20 protein-coding genes are annotated in these 21,635 nt (G+C 52.2%); 2 read left to right on the forward strand and 18 right to left on the reverse strand.

The genetic code is table 11. The features are described from left to right. Positions 1 to 43: 43 nt before the first annotated feature. On the reverse strand, positions 44 to 370 hold the full coding sequence (locus tag HMPREF2981_RS09935) for a hypothetical protein (RefSeq protein ID WP_048780180.1): 327 nt from the start codon (positions 368 to 370) through the stop codon (positions 44 to 46). A 124-nt stretch (positions 371 to 494) separates the two neighbouring features. On the opposite strand from HMPREF2981_RS09935, the gene nucS reads away from it, so the two are divergent. Continuing rightward, entirely contained in the window at positions 495 to 1,208 is a 714-nt protein-coding gene (nucS, locus tag HMPREF2981_RS09940; protein WP_048780206.1) for an endonuclease NucS, read from the forward strand. A gap of 113 nt (positions 1,209 to 1,321) precedes the next feature. On the opposite strand, the gene HMPREF2981_RS09945 is transcribed toward nucS, so the two are convergent. From HMPREF2981_RS09945 to HMPREF2981_RS10005, 13 genes are all read right to left on the reverse strand, one after another. Further along, entirely contained in the window at positions 1,322 to 1,603 is a 282-nt protein-coding gene (locus tag HMPREF2981_RS09945) for an ATP synthase F0F1 subunit epsilon (RefSeq protein WP_048780182.1), read from the reverse strand. 2 nt (positions 1,604 to 1,605) lie between these two features. Beyond that, positions 1,606 to 3,048, reverse strand: coding sequence for a F0F1 ATP synthase subunit beta (gene atpD / locus HMPREF2981_RS09950; RefSeq protein WP_013398888.1), 1,443 nt, complete (start codon positions 3,046 to 3,048; stop codon positions 1,606 to 1,608). Between the two features lie 55 nt (positions 3,049 to 3,103). Continuing rightward, entirely contained in the window at positions 3,104 to 4,048 is a 945-nt protein-coding gene (locus HMPREF2981_RS09955) for a F0F1 ATP synthase subunit gamma (protein WP_037230839.1), read from the reverse strand. A gap of 79 nt (positions 4,049 to 4,127) precedes the next feature. After that, complete coding sequence (gene atpA / locus HMPREF2981_RS09960) at positions 4,128 to 5,753, reverse strand: F0F1 ATP synthase subunit alpha (protein ID WP_037230835.1); 1,626 nt, start codon at positions 5,751 to 5,753, stop codon at positions 4,128 to 4,130. Positions 5,754 to 5,905: 152 nt separating this feature from the next. Next, entirely contained in the window at positions 5,906 to 6,721 is an 816-nt protein-coding gene (locus HMPREF2981_RS09965; protein ID WP_013398886.1) for a F0F1 ATP synthase subunit delta, read from the reverse strand. Next, positions 6,721 to 7,278 carry a F0F1 ATP synthase subunit B gene (locus tag HMPREF2981_RS09970; protein WP_048754810.1) on the reverse strand — a complete coding sequence of 186 codons (558 nt, stop codon included), beginning with the start codon at positions 7,276 to 7,278 and terminating at the stop codon, positions 6,721 to 6,723. Before HMPREF2981_RS09970 ends, HMPREF2981_RS09965 begins: the two co-directional genes overlap by 1 nt. A gap of 50 nt (positions 7,279 to 7,328) precedes the next feature. After that, entirely contained in the window at positions 7,329 to 7,520 is a 192-nt protein-coding gene (gene atpE / locus HMPREF2981_RS09975; protein WP_004004436.1) for an ATP synthase F0 subunit C, read from the reverse strand. A gap of 129 nt (positions 7,521 to 7,649) precedes the next feature. Further along, positions 7,650 to 8,447 (reverse strand): F0F1 ATP synthase subunit A, encoded by a 798-nt coding sequence (atpB, locus tag HMPREF2981_RS09980; RefSeq protein ID WP_004004435.1) that lies wholly within the window; start codon positions 8,445 to 8,447, stop codon positions 7,650 to 7,652. 99 nt (positions 8,448 to 8,546) lie between these two features. Further along, positions 8,547 to 8,801 carry a DUF2339 domain-containing protein gene (locus tag HMPREF2981_RS09985; RefSeq protein WP_048751857.1) on the reverse strand — a complete coding sequence of 85 codons (255 nt, stop codon included), beginning with the start codon at positions 8,799 to 8,801 and terminating at the stop codon, positions 8,547 to 8,549. 39 nt (positions 8,802 to 8,840) lie between these two features. After that, positions 8,841 to 9,332 (reverse strand): hypothetical protein, encoded by a 492-nt coding sequence (locus HMPREF2981_RS09990; RefSeq protein WP_048754811.1) that lies wholly within the window; start codon positions 9,330 to 9,332, stop codon positions 8,841 to 8,843. After that, a complete protein-coding gene (locus HMPREF2981_RS09995) occupies positions 9,329 to 10,435 on the reverse strand; it encodes an MraY family glycosyltransferase (RefSeq protein ID WP_070662756.1) in 1,107 nt (368 codons plus the stop codon). Before HMPREF2981_RS09995 ends, HMPREF2981_RS09990 begins: the two co-directional genes overlap by 4 nt. A gap of 150 nt (positions 10,436 to 10,585) precedes the next feature. After that, positions 10,586 to 12,496, reverse strand: coding sequence for a polysaccharide biosynthesis protein (locus tag HMPREF2981_RS10000; RefSeq protein ID WP_048751860.1), 1,911 nt, complete (start codon positions 12,494 to 12,496; stop codon positions 10,586 to 10,588). Then, positions 12,497 to 14,416 carry a glycosyltransferase gene (locus HMPREF2981_RS10005; protein WP_246825454.1) on the reverse strand — a complete coding sequence of 640 codons (1,920 nt, stop codon included), beginning with the start codon at positions 14,414 to 14,416 and terminating at the stop codon, positions 12,497 to 12,499. It lies immediately after the preceding gene. A gap of 307 nt (positions 14,417 to 14,723) precedes the next feature. Here HMPREF2981_RS10005 and HMPREF2981_RS10010 point away from each other — a divergent pair, with 307 nt between their 5' ends. Next, a complete protein-coding gene (locus HMPREF2981_RS10010; protein WP_070662758.1) occupies positions 14,724 to 15,734 on the forward strand; it encodes an NAD-dependent epimerase/dehydratase family protein in 1,011 nt (336 codons plus the stop codon). Positions 15,735 to 15,855: 121 nt separating this feature from the next. On the opposite strand, the gene HMPREF2981_RS10015 is transcribed toward HMPREF2981_RS10010, so the two are convergent. The 4 genes from HMPREF2981_RS10015 to rho form a co-directional block, all read right to left on the reverse strand. Then, positions 15,856 to 16,905 (reverse strand): L-threonylcarbamoyladenylate synthase, encoded by a 1,050-nt coding sequence (locus tag HMPREF2981_RS10015; protein WP_048780200.1) that lies wholly within the window; start codon positions 16,903 to 16,905, stop codon positions 15,856 to 15,858. Positions 16,906 to 16,997: 92 nt separating this feature from the next. Then, positions 16,998 to 17,939, reverse strand: coding sequence for a peptide chain release factor N(5)-glutamine methyltransferase (prmC, locus tag HMPREF2981_RS10020; protein WP_070619960.1), 942 nt, complete (start codon positions 17,937 to 17,939; stop codon positions 16,998 to 17,000). 17 nt (positions 17,940 to 17,956) lie between these two features. Then, positions 17,957 to 19,039, reverse strand: coding sequence for a peptide chain release factor 1 (prfA, locus tag HMPREF2981_RS10025; RefSeq protein ID WP_004004426.1), 1,083 nt, complete (start codon positions 19,037 to 19,039; stop codon positions 17,957 to 17,959). 163 nt (positions 19,040 to 19,202) lie between these two features. Further along, on the reverse strand, positions 19,203 to 21,293 hold the full coding sequence (gene rho, locus HMPREF2981_RS10030) for a transcription termination factor Rho (protein WP_070662762.1): 2,091 nt from the start codon (positions 21,291 to 21,293) through the stop codon (positions 19,203 to 19,205). Between the last annotated feature and the right edge of the window lie 342 nt (positions 21,294 to 21,635).

The following is a 21,635-nucleotide window of genomic DNA, read 5'->3' on the forward strand; positions in this document are numbered from 1 at the left end:
AGGTCTTCGCGCCCACGATAGGTATTCCGATTTCGTAATAGTTCTAAGCGCGTCTGGTACGCCAACAATGTTGGTGCCAGTGGCGGCGCTCATCAATAGCACGAGAACGCCCCAGTGTATGGCTTTCTTGCCATACAACAAGATGCGCTGTTCTTGGCGAAATTGGACAGTTACATTCCGGGCACGTATAGGTTTTCAGAGCATTTACGGCGGGAACGTATTGCACCAGCCAATCACCAAAACGGTCACGTTCAATACGCGGCGCCGGGTCAAGAATACGAGATATATCACGTCCACCGGGGGCAGATCGCGTCCATTTGTTGGAGGTTGTGCCCGAGGAACGTTTACCGGGGTGATTCTTGCGTGCCATGCTTTCTATTCTAGCGCTCAGTCTGACTGCGCAATGCGGTTACCCATCTTTTATCCGCTATGATGCGTCAGTCAGCGGTTTCTACAGCTGGCATGTCATACTCTTCCTCGGTAGAGTAGATGGGGTGCGTATCGTTATAGCTGACTGTTCTGTTGATTACGAAGGGCGTTTGCGTGCCCATCTCCCCCGTGCTACCCGCTTACTTATGGTGAAGAATGACGGTTCTGTGCTTATCCATTCCGATGGTGGTTCCTATAAGCCGCTAAACTGGATGAGCCCGCCATGCTCTCTCCTTGTCGCAGACTATGACGAAATTCCAGAAAGCACCCGTGAAGATCTTGATACGGATGTACAGCAGTTGTGGACGGTGCAGGCCGCCAAAAGTGATGACCGCCTTCTCATACGCGTGTACGAAGTTATCCATGAACACGCCCATGATTTAGGATCCGATCCCGGACTCATCAAAGACGGTGTAGAGGCCGATCTGCAGCGTCTTCTTGCAGAACAGATTGAAACGCTCGGCAAGGGTTACTCTCTAGTACGCCGTGAATACCCTACGGCCATTGGGCCCGTGGATATTATGGCGAAAGATTCCAACGGTATCAGTATTGCTGTAGAGCTCAAGCGCGTGGGTGATATTGACGGGGTTGAACAGCTTACCCGGTACCTCGATCTGCTCAACCGCGACCCACGACTGGCACCTGTCAAGGGAGTTTTTGCTGCACAGAAGATCAAGCCCCAGGCACGGACTCTTGCCGAAGATCGCGGTATCCGCTGCATCTCTCTCGATTACGATGCGATGCGCGGTATCGACGACGCAGCAGATCGGCTTTTCTAAGCCAACATTTATACGCTGTAGAGATCTTCGCGACTCTAAAACTCAAATATTCGGGAAGGTAAAAGCCGGTACAACCAACAATAGGTTGTACCGGCTTTTACCTTATTAACGGTTTATTTCTTATCCGTCGTAGGGGTAGCGATCTCGGCATGCTTTGCCGCGATCGTTACCTTATCGTTTGAGACGGTCAAGAACCCAGCATGCAAACGCGTAGTGAGTTCACCACCATTGACGGGTCGAATCAGAAGTTCTCCGTCCTCCGCAAGAAGCGCACAGGTGGGGATGAGTCCGGGATAAATGCCCAAATCGCCGTTCGTAGTACGCACCCGTACATAGGAAGCTTCACCAGTCCACACGACGTTTTCGCGAGAAACAACTTCAACTGTTAGTGCCATAATTACTTGGCTCCGGTCTGTGCCTTGATTTCCTCGTACTGACGCATTACGTCATCCATGCCACCGATGTTGTAGAACGCCTGCTCAGGAATATGGTCTACATCGCCATTGCAGATCATCTGGAATGATTCGATGGTGTCCTTCAACGGAACAGTGGAACCTTCAACGCCAGTGAACTGCTTTGCGGTATAGGTGTTCTGTGAAAGGAACTGCTCAATGCGGCGTGCACGTGAAACAACGACCTTCTGCTCCTCAGAAAGCTCATCAACACCCAGAATCGCGATAATATCCTGAAGGTCCTTGTTTTCTTGCAGGATAGCCTTCACGCGAATAGCCGTGTCGTAGTGTTCCTGCCCAATGTACTGCGGATCAAGAATACGAGAGGTCGAGGTCAACGGGTCAATTGCCGGGTACAGACCGCGCGATGCAATCTCACGCGAAAGCTCGGTAGTCGCGTCCAAGTGTGCGAAGGTTGTCGCCGGTGCAGGGTCGGTGTAATCGTCTGCAGGAACGTAGATTGCCTGCATCGAAGTAATGGAGTGACCGCGAGTCGAGGTAATGCGTTCCTGAAGCAGACCCATTTCATCCGCCAGGTTAGGCTGGTAGCCAACAGCAGAGGGCATACGGCCGAGCAAAGTCGAAACTTCAGAACCTGCCTGAGTAAAGCGGAAGATGTTATCGATAAAGAGCAGCACATCCTGGTTCTTCACATCGCGGAAGTATTCCGCCATAGTCAAGCCGGTGAGTGCCACACGCAGACGAGTTCCCGGGGGTTCATCCATCTGTCCGAAGACAAGGGCAGTATCTTTCAAAACCCCTGCTTCTTCCATCTCAACCCACAGGTCGTTACCTTCACGGGTACGCTCACCAACGCCGGTGAACACCGAGGTACCACCGAAGTTGCGCGCCACACGGGTAATCATTTCCTGAATCAGCACTGTCTTACCAACACCAGCACCACCGAACAGACCGATCTTACCACCCTTAATGTAAGGGGTGAGCAGGTCGATAGATTTAATACCGGTCTCTAGCATCTCGGTCGATCCCTCTAGCTCTGCGAAGCCGGGAGCGGCACGGTGAATAGGCCAGTATGCGTCAGCATCGATATCGGAGTTCGGCACATCTAGTGCGTTACCAAGAACATTGAAGAGGTGCCCCTTCACGCCATCGCCCACGGGTACAGCGATAGGAGCCCCGGTATCTAGGACAGCCTGCCCACGCACAAGACCGTCAGTCTGTTGCATAGAGATGGCACGAACAATCGAATCACCCAAATGCTGAGCAGTCTCAAAGGTGATGGTGTAGGTTTTCCCGTCGAGGGTGAGTTCAGTGGTCAGCGCATTGTAAATATCCGGCACCTGACCAGCGGGGAACTCAACGTCAACCACGGGGCCAATCACGCGGGCAATACGACCCGTCGCGCCCTGGGTGGTGGTAGTAGTCATGTTTCTCACTTACCTTGAAAAGTTGAAAGTAGATAGCTTCGAGTTAGCAGTGTTCTTAAGAGGAGGCGAGAGCGTCTGCGCCGCCCACAATCTCAGAGAGCTCCTGAGTAATCTCGGCCTGACGAGCGTTGTTCATCAGTCGAGTGTACTTCTTGATTAGAGTCTCAGCGTTATCGCCCGCAGTCTTCATCGCACGCTGACGCGACGCAAGTTCACTTGCAGCGGCTTGGAGCAGGCACGCGAAGATACGAGAAGCGATATAACGCGGTAGCAGCGCATCCAACACTTCCTGAGGAGAAGGCTCAAATTCAAAGGATGCGGGTTGCTGATAATCGGCCGAAGACAGTTCTTCGTCAGGTACGATTTCCTCCCCCAATTTAGTTGCTTCTGCCACGTGAATGGGAAGCAAACGAAGAATCTTGGTCTCTTGAGTCACCATGGACTTAAATTCGGTGTATACGATATGCAAATCGTCTACCCCGCCGTTTTCATGTCCCTTTTCGTACTCCTCCAAGAACACATCGCGAATCTCAACTGCGGTATCAATATGCGGATTATCGGTGTGTCCTTCCCAAGCACGTTCATAGGGACGTTCCCGGAATTCAAAATAAGACTTCGCTTTACGCCCCACCAAGTACAGCTGTATTTCGCGCCCCTCGCCGCGTAGCCTCTCGATAAGCTCTTCTGTTTTCTTCAGCACAGACGACGAATACGAACCTGCAAGACCGCGATCACTCGTCATCACCAAGACTGCAGAGCGCTTATGCTCATGCTTGCCAAAGGTATCGGGACGATGGATCAGAGGATGCTGCACGGACTGTTGCGTTGCCAAAGCAGTCACAACGCGGGTCAATGCGTTTGCGTAAGGACCCGTGGTTTGAGCGCTCCGACGCGCCTTGTTAATACGGGAGGTCGCGATCATCTCCATCGCCTTGAAGATCTTCTGCATAGACGATGTCGAAGCAATTTTCTGTCGGTAAACCCTAATCTGGGCTCCCATAGAGCTTCCTTTCTCCTGGACATCTGCCCCGCCCATAACTCTGAAAGTTCAGAGCGGGGCTAACACCTAGGACTAATCGCTAACCGATGGTTTCCTGAGTGATGTCACGATCCTGAGCCGCTTTATGCTCCTCATGACCTGCATCAACAAGGTGGCTGGTACCCTCCGAGCGGAATCCCTTCTTGAAATCTGCAACGGCAGCTTTCAAGGCATCTAGGGTTTCATCCTCAAGCTTGCCGGATGCGGCAATATCGCTCAACACCGAGGTCCGGTGACGCAGATAGTCAATGAACTCTGCCTCGAAGCGAAGAACGTCAGAAACCTCAAGATCATCAAGGTAACCGTTGGTACCTGCCCAAATGGAGACAACCTGCTCTTCTACCGCATACGGAGTGTACTGCGGCTGGCGAAGCAGCTCGGTAAGACGGGCGCCGCGAGTCAGCTGTGCCTTGGAAGCATCGTCGAGATCGGAGGCGAACATTGCGAACGCTTCCATAGCACGGTACTGAGCAAGGTCCAGTTTCAAAGTACCGGAGACCTTCTTCATAGCCTTGGTCTGCGCTGCACCACCCACACGAGAGACGGAAATACCAACATCCACGGCGGGGCGCTGGTTAGCGTTGAACAGATCGGACTGTAGGAAGATCTGGCCGTCAGTGATAGAAATGACGTTGGTCGGGATGAAGGCAGAAACGTCATTTGCCTTGGTTTCGATAATGGGGAAACCGGTCATCGACCCTGCGCCCAACTCATCAGAGAGCTTAGCGCAACGCTCCAATAGACGAGAGTGCAGGTAGAAAACGTCACCGGGGTATGCTTCACGTCCCGGCGGACGACGAAGCAATAGCGACACGGCGCGGTATGCTTCTGCCTGTTTTGAAAGATCATCAAAGATAATCAGGACGTGCTTTCCGCCATACATCCAGTGCTGACCAATGGCAGAACCGGTGTAGGGAGCCAAGTATTTAAAGCCTGCTGCGTCAGATGCGGGGGCAGCAACGATCGTGGTGTATTCCAACGCTCCCCTGGTTTCAAGGGTATGTCGAACAGCGGCAATGGTGGAGGCCTTCTGTCCAACTGCCACGTAAACACAACGAACCTGTTTGCTGGGGTCACCGGTTTCCCAGTTAGCCTTCTGGTTCAGGATCGTATCGACTGCAATCGCAGTTTTACCGGTCTGACGGTCACCAATAATAAGCTGACGCTGCCCTCGACCGATCGGGATCATAGCGTCAATAGCTTTCAGACCGGTCTGTAGGGGCTCATGCACAGACTTACGCTGCGTTACACCAGGTGCCTGCAGCTCAAGAGCACGACGCCCTTCATCCTTAATAGGACCCAGGTCATCAATAGGGTTACCTAACGGATCGACTACACGACCGAGGTAAGCATCGCCTACCGGGACCGAAAGCACCTCACCGGTACGGTGAACTGGCTGTCCTTCTTCGATACCGGTAAAGTCGCCCAGAATAATGACGCCAATATCGCGGGTATCAAGGTTTTGCGCGAGGCCAAGGGTGCCATCCTCAAAACGAAGTAGTTCGTTCGCCATCACCGAGGGCAGACCCTCGACGCGCGCAATACCATCGGAGGCTGCTACAACGCGCCCCACTTCAACACGTTCCACGTTGCCGGGTTCGTAAGACGCTGCAAATTCGTTCAGCGCGTTACGGACATCATCGGCGTTGATGGTCAAATCGGCCATCTTATGTCCCTGCTCTCCTAATTGTGGTTGCACCTCTCGGAACAACCGAAACTTGCTTCGTGGGAAGGAACAATATTCTAAAAATTTGTCTGCTTCCCAAGGTATCTTCTAAATCACCGTTGCGACGTATCGCAGAAATGTTCAGCTAATCTCTATGCTTGAAGGTCACGTTCAAGATCATCAAGACGGGTACCAACGGTTCCGTCGATAACCTCATCTCCAATCTGTACGCGCATACCGCCTAGAACAGCTGTATCTATAGATACGTCGAGTTTAAGCTGACGATTATAGATCTTGTTCAAGGTCCGGCTCAGGCGTTCAAGCTGTGCCTGCGACAGTGCTACTGCAGAAGTTACCTTTGCGATGTAACGGTTCTGTCGCGTGACGATGATTTCCACGAATTCGTCAGCGAGGCGAGCGGCATGGTGACCACGGGATTCGCTACCAATTCGTTCCAAGAGAAGTACGCCTTCCGCGGTGACGGCTGGACCGCCTAATGCTACAGCGAGCTTCTTCTTTGCTTCTTTGCTTGCCAAGTTGTCGGACAGCGCCGCTTGCGCTTCGGGGGTACCATCAACGTTGCGCACAAACGTCAGCAACTCGTTGGTAACCTCTTCAAGGGCATCAGCACCACCACGAGACTGAGCGGATGCGATGGATGCGAGTACCGCAGCCTTCTCAAGCGCGTCTGCAAGATCACGCTCTTGAGACCAACGCAGTGCTACCGCCGTAGTCAGCACTTTGAGTGCTTGAGAAGAAATTTTGCCGCTAAAAATAGCCTGTGCAATATTTTCTCGATCCTTCCCTTCACGCGAAGAGTCGGTCAAACCACGACGCAAACCGCCATCGTGGTCAAGTACATCGACCACGGCGAAAAGCTCGCTAGCTAGGTTGAGTGGGTTCAACGAAGCGTTGGCTTCAAGAACCGCTTCCACCTTGCTCAGTGATTCAGTAGATACTCCTGCCATTACCGAGTTGCACCTGCATTCTGTTGCTCGGTTTCAAGGTCAGCAAGAAAACGATCTACCACGCGGGCCGATCGCTCATCATCGTCAAGGGCTTCGCCCACAATCTTTCCTGCAAGAGTAGTCGCCAAAGTACCAACTTCATGACGAAGAGATACTGAAGCAGCTAGGCGCTCAGCCTCGATAGTCTTCTGCGCATTATCAGTAATACGCTGAGCCTCAACGGTTGCGCGCTCACGAGCCGCTGCGATAATTGATTCGCCTTCGGTACGCGCTTCCTCGCGAATCTTCTGAGCTTCCAGACGAGCGCTTTCAAGCTGCTGGTTGTACTCTTCGCGAGCCGCTGCGGCCTCCGCCTGAGCTTTCTCAGCTTTGGCAAGACCACCCTCGATTGCTTCTTTACGGTCCTGGTAGATCTTCTCGAACGCCGGGACAACGTATTTATGAACGATGAAATAGAGAATCACGAACCCAACGACGGTGATGCCCAATTCCCAGAGATTGGGAATTAGAGGGTTGGAGCTGTGCTCTGCGCCCCCTCCTTCTGCCAGATAAGTCATTGAGGGATTTCCTGTTCTTTAGGTTGGTTCGTTAACAGCTATATCTGAGCTTAGATGATGAATGCCAGAACGAGGCCCAGAATCGCCAGAGCCTCAACCACCGCGAAACCCATGAACAGCATTGGCTGCAGGGTACGCTGGGACTCGGGCTGACGCGCAACGCTTGTCATGTAGGCAGCGAAGATTAGACCCACGCCGATGCCGCCACCAATAGCTGCGAGGCCGTAACCAATAACGTTCATGTTGATTCCTTTCAACAGTGTGTGCTTCAGTGAAAATACCGAAGTTACAGAGCTACTTATGTGTATTCGACCCGTAAAACGGGTTGCTTTCTTCGCAACTGGATAGCCAGTTACGAAAACCTATTATTTTTAATGTCCTTCGGAAACTGACCCTTGCAGGTATACCGCGAGGAGCAGTGTGAAGACATAAGCCTGGATTACCTGAATCATCAGTTCCAGGAAGTAGAGGAATAGACCCAACGCCCCAGAGGCGATACCGCCTAAAGCTGCAGCCCCGCCGACGCTCATCACTAGGAACTGAGTTAGGGATGCTGCCACCATCATTGCCATGTGACCGCCGAACATCGTAGCGAAAAGACGAAGCGCGTGGGTCACGGGACGAATAATAAGGTTCGAGAGGAACTCAATCGGTACCAAAATAACGTACACCCACCCCGGAACTCCGGAGGGCATCGTCAGATCTTTAAAAAATCCAACCAGTCCCTTGCGCTTGATACCTACACCGACCCAGGTAAGGTAGCCGACGATAGCCAATGCATATGCACTGCCTGGGTGAGAAAAAGAAGGAAGTTGAATAAGGGGAATTGAACCGTAAAGGTTATTAATCAGAATAAAGAAGAAAGAAGTAAAGAGCAGGGGCACGAAAGGCTTGAAATGCTGTGCGCCAATCAGGTCTTTGCCAAGTGAATTACGGGTGAAGAGATAGCCTGATTCTGCAATGAACTGGGCTTTACCCGGAACCATTGCACGCTTGCGTGCAGCCATCATAAAGAATAGGGAAACGACTACGACAGACAGGATGACGAGCAGCATCTGTTTACCAAAGCCGAACCCAAGAGAATCAACCTGGAAGAAGTCAGGCAGATGCATATCGGCCGGTGTCGGCGGCGTATAGCCTTCTGCGAGTACAGACCCGTTCTCGTTCAAAGCAAGTCCTTTCTTGCCGTTAGCTGGCTACTTGCTGGTGCAAAACTATGCTCAACTAACTGGATGGAATGTGTGCAAAACCTAAAATTTTTAGGCTATTTATTTAGAGCGACTCGTATGCAGATATACCAGGTAGATGCCTCCGCAAGCACCTATCAGAACACCAACCCATACAAACCACCGGGTATTGAGGAGCCAGTCAGCTCCAAAGCCGACCAATCCCCAAAAAGCCATGCCGATAATAAGATACAAAACAGACATCACGCCGCCGGATAATCCACCGCCGGATACCAGTTCTCCTGTGGTACGGAGTTTCTTATCTCCGTCCCACCATTTCTTCTCAGAATCGGTCAAAAATTTCCCTATCTACTTCTGAGTAAGCCTTTGTGTGTGCTAAGACTCAGGATCGAAGTACAAAATCCTTGAATTCATAATGGTTACAGCCTCGACACTTAACCACAGTACCGCTCCTATGACGGCACCACCAAGCGTCCAACCGTGTTTAAGTGCCTCTGGCATAGGTACTAGTAAAAGCACCATCGCCATGAGTAACACCTTCACCACATAACTTACAAGCAAAGCCTGAGGAATCCCAATCTTTATACGGTGTGCCCCCAAAGCAGTTGCTACGCCCATGGTGAAACATATATAGACTACCAGAAACCCAACCATAAATCCCGCCGACCCGCGAATGCCCAATATGATTCCCAGAATCGGTAAACAAAGAACTAAAACCAGTGCAGACATTACGGTCTCGCGATAGGCTAAAAGCCCCCAGGAAAAGCCTTGCACCCTATTTTGCTTATTGTCTTTCTTACCTATACCATAGATAAATTTTGGGTTCCACAGAGCCCTCCGAATCGAATTTAGCCGCCGTTGTTTCACTCCTGTGAACCTTCAGACTTCCGCTCGCTCATAGGATGCGTCTCTGTGTTCAGATCTGCAATATTCTGCTTGGAATTAGAGTGCCCTTGCTCGGCAGGCTGCAGACGCGTATCCAGTAGTTCGGGAAGTCGCAGGTATAAAACAATGACGGCTACAGCAAGGGCAAGAACGCCAACACCAGCAAAAAAGGCACCTGTTAGGAAAAGATCTGAGGCAAAGAGTACAAAAGCCCATACAATCGCAGTCGCAGAACTCACCATAATTGTTGCGCTGATATGTCCCAATCCGACGTCAGTCAGACGCTGATACACATGGGTTCGATGCGGTTTGTACCACTGCTCCCCAGCAGCCATACGACGTATAAGAGTCATCGCAGAATCTGCAAGATAAACCAGAAGCGGGGCTATCGACGCAAGGAACGGAATTCCAGCATAGAAAGCACCAACGGCAATTGTTCCAAGAGAGGCACCTAGAAAGTAAGAACCAGCATCACCTAAGAAAACATTGTGACCCGTGCGTAAATTCCAAGGTAGGAAAGCCGTATAGGCACCTGCAATTGCCAGACCACCTATCGTCATCCACGGCAAACTACTTACGCCCCCCATATAGGCGTAGGCAAGCCCAGCAACCAGCCCGTGGCATCCGGAGATACCGTTGATGCCGTCCATAAAGTTTGTAACGTTTATATACCCCGCGATAAAGAGCCCTGCTACAGGAACCCACAGCAATGATGCCTCTTGAATAATAGCGAGAGAAAGTGCAATACCGAGTCCTATAACAAGCTGCATCCCGGCACGCTTGGCAACGCTGACTCCGTAGACATCTTCGGTCCATCCCAAAAGCAAAGCAAGACCGCCGCCTGCCAAAAAAGTTAACGAGATGGGGAGATTTACAGTCCACCCCATGAGGGTAGCGACCGCGAAGCTCAAACAGGTAGCGCTAGCGGTTGCCAGCCCCATGCCCCGGTACGTCGGAGTCGTATGCGAGGAACGCTCATTGGGTATATCAACCATATTTAGCGTGTGCAACAGGGGGCGTACCGCAAAAGGCAGAAGCGCTCCTAACACAAACGCTAGTATAAGCACCAGAGATGCCTGGTTCATGTCTCTCCTCTAGACGGTAAAACCTCGTAACAGGGTGTAATTTGGGATTCTACTTCCCCGCTGCTGGTTCTACAAGACGAATTCATCACGTAGTACACGCCTATGTAGACGTTAACGGGGCAAAATTTCATCGTTCAATATTCAAAACGGCTAATTCCTGTGTTCTTCCAGAAGACGACCCTGACGCGGGTCTACTACGCGGGTAAATCCATGACGCTCATAAGAACGATGCGCTTCATAATTCTGAATCCACTGCTCATAATCCAAATCCTCAGGATTGAGAGCTGGTGCCGTCGAGTGAGAAATAAACTTGTTTTGAGTGCTTCGAGTGTGTTGCTCATTAGCACCAAAGAGGGTTTCATCCAATTTTTCGCCAGGACGCAGACCGGTCACTACAATATCAACATCGTAACGTTCATAGGCTTTACGCATCTCATGTGCAACATCGTAGATAAATACAGGCTCACCCATATCAAGCACCATAACTTCACCCGGATGACCAATAGCCCCTGCCAGCATCACCAGCAGGCAAGCATCCGTGATGAGCATAAAGTATCGGGTAGCGTTCTCATCAGTAAGTGTAATGGGACCGCCGTTGAGAATCTGCTGCGTAAACAGAGGTTTGATAGAGCCGCGCGAGCCAAAAACGTTACCGAATCGAACCGATACATAAGTCTTCCCCGTCTGCTGTCCAAACCACGAGGTTAAGCATTCAGCGGTTCGTTTTGACTGCCCCAAAGCGGTCTTAGGGTCTGCCGCTTTATCAGTTGAAACATTCACAAACGTTTCAACATCCGCCGCTTGCGCAGCATATAGAACGTTAAGGGTGCCCAGCGAATTTGTTTTCCATGCTTCCTCAGGGTATGCCTCCAGTGCAGAAACATGCTTCAAAGCTGCGGCGTGGAAAACCACCTGCGGTTTTCGTTCAAGGAAGATATTACGCAGGTTTTCTCCCTCACGAATATCCGCGAGAATAATACGCTCATCATCCAGGCTGGACTCGCCAGTGATCGAGAGCTTTGTTTCCATCAGCAGGGTTTCGTCACGATCGAGCATCATGAGCAGCTCAGGGTCGTATTCGTGGATCTGACGGCATAGCTCAGAACCAATAGATCCTCCTGCACCGGTCACCAAGACCCGCTTACCTTGAAGGTAGCTGCGCAAAACTTCAGTATCGACATCGTAGTTGATTTCACCGCGGATAAGCTTCATGAGCTCGTTATCGTCGGTTTCTACCACATTGTTGCCGAAGAGCTTTTCGCTGGCGCTCGCTACACGAGTTACTTCGACTCCGTGTTTTTGCATGCGTGCCCAGACCCTGTCGAAACGATCATGCGGCATGTTGGTGATAGCGACGATCATTTTTTTAGGGGCATAGCGCCTGATGACCGCATCCAGTTCTTTACCGGTGTTATAAACCGGCACATTATGAATGTTAATACCGCGTAGCTGAGGGTTATCGTCCACTACCGCAACAGGTCGCATATATGCAGAGTCATCATGCATAAGAGCTTCGATAACTGTGCGACCTGTAAACCCGGCGCCATAGACGATAACAGGCTCACCATCAAGATTACGCAAAGTCTTATGCTCAACATAAATACGCTTAACCATGCGCATCGCCGCCATGAATAGCAATGTAATACCCACCGAAATAGGCGGCACACCATGAGGCACATGTACTAGTCCGAGAGCTTCGTCTACGTAGCTGAAGAGGAAAAGCGCCACCGAGACGATACCTACGGTTGCGCCCGCACGCCAGACTTCCTCGAAAGAACCGTAAGAATACAGGCCGCGGTACACCTTCATACCGTAGCCCACAAGAATTTGCAGAATAATCGCAAACCCCATACTGAGCGCCACGCTTTGAAGATCAATCACATCAAAGACAGAGTTCTGGTTCAGAAGCAGGCTGTACCGCAGCATAAACGCGATGACGAGCCCTATAATCCAGGCTACGGAATCTAGTGCAATCTGAACGAGAAGCCACCAGCTTTTAGGGGTGTAGGGGCGTTGGCGATCCACCACCGCAATCGGTTGAGTCGTGGGATAGTTCTCCACTTATGCGTCCTTCCCCTGCAAACTATTCTCTACGTTCCTACTAGGCCGTATATCGGTGAGCGCTCGAAATGCCTTACGGCGCGTACTCTCCGGAATAAACCGGTACGCCGTTCGAACGCTCATATTCTTAATCCACCCGAGCTTTGAGATCGCGTGCCCGGTATATAGTCGACGTTGAATCGCCCAATCCTGTTTCCAGGCGTTAAGTCCGCCCCGCCGCGTGTAGGCACCCGCACCCACACGATAACGGACTAATGGCTCAGGCACATTACCAATCTTATAACCGGCGGCGATAACCCGCGACCACAGCCACCAGTCTTCGGCCCCTGGTACATATTCATACCCGCCTAAACGTTGAACAACGTCTTTGTAGAAAGCCACCGTTGGGTGGTACAGGGGATTGCGCGAAGGCATCATGTCAGCCAACCGAGATGCGTCAGTTACCGTCTGGCGGGTAGCCTCTACTGTGGTATTCTGCGCATCAACTTCGTACATGGCAGAGCCCATCACCGCACAGTCGCTCTCGATAAGCGCCGGAATTAGGGTTGCAAATCGGTCTGGCTCCGAAATATCGTCAGAGTCCGCTCGGGCAACGATGCCGTAAGAACAAGCATTCAGCCCCTCGTTGAGTGCAGCGGCAAGACCCACGTTCTGAGGCAGTTTGACTGTGACGATAGGAGCGCATTCCCCCGCCCTGCTACGTTCGACCCAACGGTCAATGACCGCGCACACTTCAGAAGGCAACGGGCCATCCTGAACCAAAACCAGTTCAGCAGGCAGAAGGGTCTGATACTGAGCGTTCGAGGCAATAGCCGCCTCCACATGATCAGCAGATTCCCGAGCGTAAACACTCATCAGAACGGAGAACTCTGCCTGAGATTGTGGTGCGCCAAAGGAATCATGGTCTTCTTGAATACCATAATGCCCCGGAAATTCAAGGTCGTACACTTCGCGAAGCACATCACGATTAAGGCGAGGGGCATGCAGCGCATCCTTGATGCCCCTCAGGAAATACCCCAAGTAGATAGATTTTTCGTCCGTACGCAGAACCGTCGAAGCCCAAAGTCTTGCTACCGACCCGCCATATAAAAACTTCTCAAGCGGGCTCAGAGTACGGGCTCGCGTGAAAACCCACAATTTATTGCGAACATCGTTATAAAATCGTGGGCCCGGCTTCGCATTCGTCGTCCCAAAAGTTTTCGTGTGGTGACGAGCCACCGAGGCGGGTACAGCAATGGCATCTCGGTGATGCGCAAGACGGGTCGAAAATTCAAAGTCATCATTCCAGATAAAAAAATCCGCAATCGGTAGGCCGCCATTCTGACGAATAACTTGAGCGTCCATCACCAAAGATACAAAGGAGGCGCTGCGTATAGGCCGACCCCCCACCGCTTGTGCACGACGATGCCGCCCAGAGCCAGCACCGAACATAGTGCGCATCGTATTCATGGGATGGTCTTCCCCATTGGTCCACACAACCCGTGAAGCTATCAAGGCGGGACGACGGCTGCGGTCCGGCGAATATGATTCCCATGCTTGAACAGACTCATGCAGGGTGTTTTCGGTTGGTTCAGTGTCATCATCCATAACCCACACAAGATCTGGATTGTGGCGCGCTAACGCTCGATCGATTCCAACGGCGAATCCACCCGCACCTCCCATATTCTGAGACAATGTGATGATATCGAGCGGAAGCGAATAGCTTAGATTTTTTAGATACTCGACCGTGCCGTCGGTAGAGGCGTTATCAACCACGACAACAGCGTCCGGCACAACCTGCCCTGCGGCGATACCCGCAAGGGTAATGGGTAATAAATCTTGACGATTATAGGTCACAACAACCGCTACAACACGCGGCCTACCGAGCTGTGCCACACCGCAGACAGGCGCACTCACCGAGTTTTCGCTCTCATCAGGCATCGACGCTTCCTCCCCCAGCACGCACTTTTCAGGCGGACCTATAAACACACGGATATATGAGACATCCCAAGATAGCTATTCTACCCGTCGAAAGCTCTATAGCTAAACATTACGTTCCAGCTTCAGTTTCGACTAGAGACCAAAAAGTTAGTTCCGCCACGTGCTCCTGTGCCACGACTATGCTTTAGCTCTCTTCTGCCCTGAAGTACTACTCTAAAACGTTATTTCTGTTTCTTAAACACCACCGAATATGCGAAAGTTGAAATACACACTCCGTAACAGTTTGGGGTGAGAAAGGTGAAAAGACGTGTCCGAGTCTAAATGGAAAGTTATCGGTGCAAGTGGCTTCGTGGGGTCGTCCATCGTGGCACGACTAAATGCCGAAGGAATCAGCGTAGATCCCATTGAGGCACCCCGTTTAGCAACCCGAGCACTCGACTCAAGAACTATTATCGAAGAAGCTCAGCTCCTTGAAGGCATCATCGACTCCCTAGCGGATGCGTTTGCCGGGGCTCAGGTTGTTGTTAACGCAGCAGGTCTTGCTGCCCCCAATATGCAAGACGTACCTGCGCTAGTGGGTGCTAATGCTCTGTTACCGGCGGTTATCGCTATAGCAGCACACCGTACCGGAGTACGCCGAGTTATTCACCTCAGTTCGGCAGCAGTTCAGGGCGCAAAATCTGTTCTTGATGCGAGCGAATACACAGCTCCCTTTAGCGCATACTCCTTTTCAAAAGCCTTGGGTGAAGAAGCCCTTTTAGACTTGCAAGATACGTTCCACGAGGCCTCGCATGGCGAAGACTCTGAATCTGTTGAGCTGTGCATCCTGCGTGCCACCAGCGTGCAGGGGCGCGGGCGCCGCACTACCGAGGTCTTCGCCAAAATAGCCTCTTCCCCGTTAGCTTCTGTAGCAGGTGCAGGAACCCGCAAATCCCCCGTATCGAGCTCATATGCACTGGCTGAATTTGTGGTTAAAGTCGGCTCCTTTAAGGGTGAGCTGCCCTCTATTGTGCTGCAGCCGTGGGAAGGCGAGACGGTAGCCTCTACCATGGCGGATGCCGGTCGCCGCAAGCCCGTGCACCTGCCTGAATGGCTGTGCCATCTGGCGGTTAAGACCGGGTATACGGTCTCCGAAATGATGAACGATAGGTTCCAAGGTTCCGTTCGCAAAATCGAGCTCATGTGGTTTGGACAAGAACTCGACGATTCCTGGGCTCGTGAAAATGGTCTTCTACCCGAGCCGCGAGTGCGTGAAGTGCTGCGCAATGCCCATACTGCACTCGGTAAAAAGAAAGATAAGCGGTTTAAGAACGCCTAGCTACAGGCCCTTACACTTTTCTACACAGAATAAGCAACGGTGAGGGATTCGAGAGTTAGTATCTCGATTCCCTCACCCATTTTTGAATAACAGTATTTTTTTTGTGAGAATTATCTGCCCTCTAAGATTCTGATTTCGCCTCGCCGTGCACAAGGGCGCGAGCAGCATCCGTCGATACCGGCTTAACCGGAGCCTGCGCTGTCTTGACCGGCTGAGGTGTGTTGTTGCGGTAGCCGCGCGAACGTTTTTGATCAACCTCAGGCTTTTTATCGGCAGCAAGCGAGGTTGCGGTATTAACGGCGCCCAACAACATATCTGCAATGGAACCGGCTACTGGTGATGCTGCCCGTTCCGGTTCTTTGCCGCTGCCGGAATGCTCTGCGTCCCACTGGTCATATGCTTCATCAAGGTCTTCCTGACCGGTAGGTTTCTGCTCAGTATCTTCTTGAGTGGAGGTTTCTTGCTTATCTTTCTCATCGTTACGAGCATTGAGCTCGCTACGGGTCACGATTGAAGGCACAACCTCACGAAGCTCTTCAACGGTAATAGCACCTTCACGAACCACAACATAAGGGGTCGAAGTACAGTCCAGAATTGTGGACGGCTTGCTATCGCCAACGCTTCCGTCTTCCTGCGGTGCAGGACGAGGGCCATCGTCCACAACAAGCGTGACGTCCTCACCCAGCTGATTAAGCGCTTCTTCGGCATTAGCTGCCGCAGGCTGTCCTGTCTTGTTAGCCGAAGACACCGCCAATGGACCGTGCTCAGTCAGAAGCTTGAGCGCAAACTTATCGTCGGGCACACGTACGGCAACCGTCCCTTGAGTTTCGCCCAAATCCCACGTCAGCGATGGATAGGAATACAGAATAATCGTTAGAGCTCCGGGCCAAAACTTATTGCCCAAATCATATACATCGTTGGGGATTTCGTCAGCAACGCCCGCAAGAGCTGCAAGGTCGAATATCAGCACAGGCGGAGGCATGGTACGGGAACGGCCTTTATCAGCCAGAAGCTTCGAAACGCCCTGATGCGAGAAAGCATCACAGGCGATGCCGTAGACGGTATCGGTAGGAATCACGATAGTTTCGTGGGCATTCAATGCCTCACGAGCGGCTTCGACGGCCTCCGTGGTCTCGGTATCAGTCGTTACTGGGTACAGCTTTGCGTTCACGTGCCTTATTCTCTCATGTTTTGGTACGAGGCGGTGGATGGTGTGACAAGGTTACGCAATAAGCGAGTGGTCACGCCCGAATATACCGCTCTCTACCGGGGTTTATATCCCGCAGTGTGTCTGGGTTTGCCGTTCAAATCTTGGATTGAGTATATGCTCACAAACCCCTGTGCCGCCAATGTCTCAGCCACGCGGATCTCTTGTGAATCATCATGCTCCATCATAAAGAAACCGCCGGGACGCAAAAGATAATGAGCCCGAGCGATTACCTCCCGAGGAATTTCCATGCCCTCTTCTCCCCCGCCATAAAGCGCCATCTGCGGGTCATACTCGGCGACTTCAGGAGCCTGGGGTTTGCTGTGGGAAGGAATATACGGAGGGTTTGAAAGCACCAAGTCAAAGTATCCGGGCAGGTCTTCAAGCGAGGTACGAATATCGCCCGGAATAAGATGTACGTTCTGAGGATCAAGATTCTTGCGTGCCCAAAGGAGAGCCTGCTCAGAAAGTTCAACCGCAAAAACTTCCGCTTGAGGATTCTCTTCTTTAATCGCTGCGGCGATTGCCCCGGATCCCGTGCATAAATCCACGACGCGAGGGCGAGCGTTAGACTCGTATGTCGCCAAGACCCGCAGAGCTTCCTCCACTAGAAGCTCAGTTTCAGGACGGGGGATAAAAACGCCCGGACCTACCTTCATCTCCAGGTGATAAAAAGGTGCGACCCCCGTAATATGCTGCAGCGGAACGCGCTGAGCTCTGCGCTCTAGCAGTTCCATATAGCGTACTGAATCTTGTGGCGTAATCCTACGCCCCATCAGGGCGAACCGCTGCACGTCCGCACGAGTTACATGGGTTTTCCCGTAGCTACCGCCCTGAATACCTTGAGAATCCGTATCTAACAGATATGCGGCAAGAAGTTCGGCGTCTGCCCGATATTGTTCTATCCCAGCGCGACGCAGTACGTCAGCACCGCGGCGCAAGGCTTCATCAAGCCCTTCGCCGCGGTGTGCTGTTGGGGTGACCCGTAATCCTGTCACTTCTGCGTTGCCTCGGATTATTCCTGCTCTTGGCCAACCTGTTCCAGCCGGTGAGCCTCATCCATTTCGATGGCAGACTGCACAACTGGATCAAGGTCGCCGTCCAAAACCGCGTCTAAGTTATATGCTTTGTATCCGGTACGGTGGTCGGCAATACGGTTCTCGGGGAAGTTGTAGGTACGTATGCGTTCCGAACGGTCCATCGTACGCACCTGAGAGGCACGATGCGCGGCGTTCTCAGCATCGATCTGCTCCTGCTGATGCGCCAGCAAACGGGCACGCAGCACGCGCATTGCAGCTTCGCGGTTCTGCAGCTGTGATTTCTCATTCTGCATAGCCACAACAATGCCCGTAGGAAGGTGAGTAATACGCACGGCAGAGTCGGTTGTATTCACAGACTGTCCGCCGGGACCGGAAGAACGGTAAACATCAATCTTCAGGTCGTTCTGACTGATCTCGATCTCTTCGGGTTCATCAACCTCAGGAAATACGAGCACGCCCGCAGCCGACGTGTGAATGCGCCCCTGCGATTCAGTCGCGGGAACACGCTGAACTCGGTGCACGCCGCCTTCATATTTCATGTGTGCCCATACGCCTTCGGCAGGTTCGTTGGAGGTTCCCTTGATTGCTATCTGGGCATCCTTGTACCCACCCACATCGGTACTGGTGGAGGAAATAACCTCAGTCTTCCAGCCCTTATGCTCGGCATAACGCAGATACATGCGCAAAAGGTCACCCGCGAAGAGAGCCGCCTCATCACCGCCCGCGCCCGCTTTGACCTCAAGAATAACGTTGCGACCATCATCAGGATCACGAGGGATCAAAAGACGGCGTAGCCTCTCTTGGGCTTCTTCAAGCTCGGCCTCAAGAGTAGGAATCTCAGCCGCAAAATCGGGGTCTTCTGAGGCCATTTCACGCGCCGCTTCTAGGTCATCCGCCAGGGACTTGTATTTGTTATATGCGGTCACAATACCGGTGAGTTCCGCATAACGCCGCCCCACGCGGCGAGCCTTCCCCTGATTTGCCTGAACGGCGGGGTCAGCCAGCTGCTCCTGAAGCTCAGTGTGCTCGTCAAGGAGCACCTGGATAGACTCAAACATTTTTGCTCTCTTACCTTTGTATACGCGCCGATTTTCGGGACTCGCGTATATCTTCACTTCATTATTACAGGGTCTAGGCACCGCACACCCCGTACCGCACAATCTTTTGGGCGGTACGGGGCGAACAATGCTGTGCGATAACCGCTACGAGACGGTTACCTTGCTAATCCACAAGGCGCAGCCCATTCTTCTGAACGGTCAGCAAGAATTCAACGTTGCTCTCAGTCTTCCGAAGCTGGTTCGTAAGAATATTTAGAGCCTGCTCAGGTTCCATACCAGCCAGAGCACGGCGCAGACCCCACATAATCTTAACTTCGTCCGGAGAGAGCAGATTCTCTTCGCGGCGTGTGCCGGAGGCGTTAATATCCACCGCCGGGAAAATACGCTTATCCGCGAGCTGACGTGACAGACGCAGTTCCATATTACCGGTGCCCTTGAACTCTTCGAAGATAACTTCATCCATCTTTGAGCCGGTCTCTACCAGAGCCGTCGCCAGAATAGTAAGCGAGCCACCTTCTTCGATGTTACGAGCGGCACCGAAGAATTTCTTCGGCGGGTACAGAGCGGCAGAATCGACACCGCCGGACAGAATACGACCGGAGGCGGGAGCCGCCAGGTTGTAGGCACGCCCCAAGCGAGTCATGGAATCCAGCAGCACGACCACATCGTAACCCAGCTCAACCATGCGCTTAGCGCGTTCGATAGCCAACTCAGCAACAGTGGTGTGATCCTCAGCAGGACGGTCGAAGGTTGAAGCTATAACCTCGCCGGAGACCGTGCGCTGCATGTCGGTTACTTCTTCAGGGCGTTCATCCACCAAAACCATCATGAGGTAAACCTCAGGGTTGTTGGCAGTAATAGCGTTCGCGATCGACTGCAACATAAGGGTTTTACCGGCCTTTGGCGGCGAGACGATCAGACCGCGTTGACCTTTACCAATCGGAGATACCAGATCAACAACACGGGTACCCAGTTTCTTCGGGGTGGTCTCTAGGCGCAGTCGTTCCTTGGGATACAGCGGGGTAAGTTTCGAGAACTCACGACGGCTGGAAGCTTCTTCCACAGGCTGCCCATTAATAGCTTCAACTTTCACAAGCGCGTTGAAACGCTGGCGCGAGTTTTGTTCTCCCTCGCGCGGCACGCGAATAGCGCCCAGAATATGGTCACCCTTACGCATGTGGTAACGCTTAACCTGAGCCAGGGATACATAGACATCGTTCGGACCGGGCAGATAGCCGGAGGTACGCACAAAAGCATAATTATCGAGGATATCGAGGACACCGGAAATAGGTGCCAGTACGTCGTCCTCATTCACCTGAGGCTCATCGGAATCCCCACGACGGTTACGACGATCGTTCTTTTCATAGCGGTCACGCTTATTGCGGCGGCTAGTGCGCTCCTCACGATTCTGATTCTGTTTTTCGAATCGTTGATCGTTTTTCTCAGAACGCTCATTCTTCTCAGAACGGTCACGCTTGTTACGGCGACTAGTGCGCTCTTCGGCCTCTTCTTCGCCCTTACGACGGTTATTCCGCTCGCGTGTGCGGGTACGTTTAGTCGGCTTCTCAGGTTCAGAGCCGAAAGTCATATCCAGAGCCGCCGTAATGGAGTCCAGGGTAGTAGAGCCGTCCGAAGTTGTGGCTTTCAAATCGGCGGAATTCTCCGGAAGATCACGCTGTGCAGAACGCGAACCGATGCTTTCAGAAGCCAGTTCTGCTTTCACATCTAAGGGAGGCAAATCCGCATTCTTACCCTCTTGGGGACCGCGACCGTTCTTAGCTTCACGGTCTTTCCGAGATCGTGAATTTCGAGTGCGGCGAGTGGTACGTTCCTCGCGCTCGGGGGTCTCGGTGCTCTCGCCAGATGCTGCTTCTTCGGAAGATTTCTTTGTTGAGGAAGCCTCATCAGGTTTAGCGGCTTCTTCAGAAGCTGCCTTAGCGGCCTTACGACTACGCGCACGCTTCTGTGCCGGAGTCTCATCCTGCGCTTGAGAATCTTGCGACTTTGAGCGGGTGTTTTTAGAAGTTTTCGTGCTTTCTTGAGTCGAGGCAGTCTCGGCACCTTCGGTGGCGCCGCCGCGCTGATGCAGGGTTAACGCTTCCACAAGCTCAGCTTTCTTCATTTTCAGGTATCCACGAATACCGAGCTGCTGAGCGAGAGTACGAAGCTGTGCGACCTTCAAGCCGCTGAATTCGGAGAAGGCGTCACCGGAACCGGTGCCATTATCCTCGATCACGACAATGTTCTTTGCCAAACGATTTATCCTTTTAGTCAGGGACACCCAGAAAATCCTCTCAGAATTGAGGATCGGGTTTTTCTCATCATGCATACAGTGTAGAAACTACATACCGCATACTGTGCGGTATCGCGCTACGCTGTATTGCCTCATATATATCCGAGGCACTCACTTTCGAACCGTCGTTACGTGAGGTCAAGAAACGGCAAAGTCCTTGTGAAGTGAGGCAAAAAAATACATAACCACAGAAAAATATTTCCTCGCGAGCTCCCCACGGAAGAAGAAGCATACGCGAACACACAAAAAGACGTGGCTCAAAGAAAATACTTTCCATTCCCGGATGTGGCGGTTTTTCGTGCG

It is taken from the genome of Rothia sp. HMSC069C01, from assembly GCF_001814655.1.
GTDB classification, from domain to species: domain Bacteria; phylum Actinomycetota; class Actinomycetes; order Actinomycetales; family Micrococcaceae; genus Rothia; species Rothia dentocariosa.

Bases quoted from the DNA above. Each gene is read 5' to 3' on its own strand.
- HMPREF2981_RS09935 (WP_048780180.1), bottom strand. From the start codon at position 370: ATGGCACGCAAGAATCACCCCGGTAAACGTTCCTCGGGCACAACCTCC.
- HMPREF2981_RS09945 (WP_048780182.1), bottom strand. From the start codon at position 1,603: ATGGCACTAACAGTTGAAGTTGTTTCTCGCGAAAACGTCGTGTGGACT.
- atpD (WP_013398888.1), bottom strand. From the start codon at position 3,048: ATGACTACTACCACCACCCAGGGCGCGACGGGTCGTATTGCCCGCGTG.
- HMPREF2981_RS09955 (WP_037230839.1), bottom strand. From the start codon at position 4,048: ATGGGAGCCCAGATTAGGGTTTACCGACAGAAAATTGCTTCGACATCG.
- atpA (WP_037230835.1), bottom strand. From the start codon at position 5,753: ATGGCCGATTTGACCATCAACGCCGATGATGTCCGTAACGCGCTGAAC.
- HMPREF2981_RS09965 (WP_013398886.1), bottom strand. From the start codon at position 6,721: ATGGCAGGAGTATCTACTGAATCACTGAGCAAGGTGGAAGCGGTTCTT.
- HMPREF2981_RS09970 (WP_048754810.1), bottom strand. From the start codon at position 7,278: ATGACTTATCTGGCAGAAGGAGGGGGCGCAGAGCACAGCTCCAACCCT.
- atpE (WP_004004436.1), bottom strand. From the start codon at position 7,520: ATGAACGTTATTGGTTACGGCCTCGCAGCTATTGGTGGCGGCATCGGC.
- HMPREF2981_RS09995 (WP_070662756.1), bottom strand. From the start codon at position 10,435: ATGAACCAGGCATCTCTGGTGCTTATACTAGCGTTTGTGTTAGGAGCG.
- HMPREF2981_RS10005 (WP_246825454.1), bottom strand. From the start codon at position 14,416: ATGCCTGATGAGAGCGAAAACTCGGTGAGTGCGCCTGTCTGCGGTGTG.
- prfA (WP_004004426.1), bottom strand. From the start codon at position 19,039: ATGTTTGAGTCTATCCAGGTGCTCCTTGACGAGCACACTGAGCTTCAG.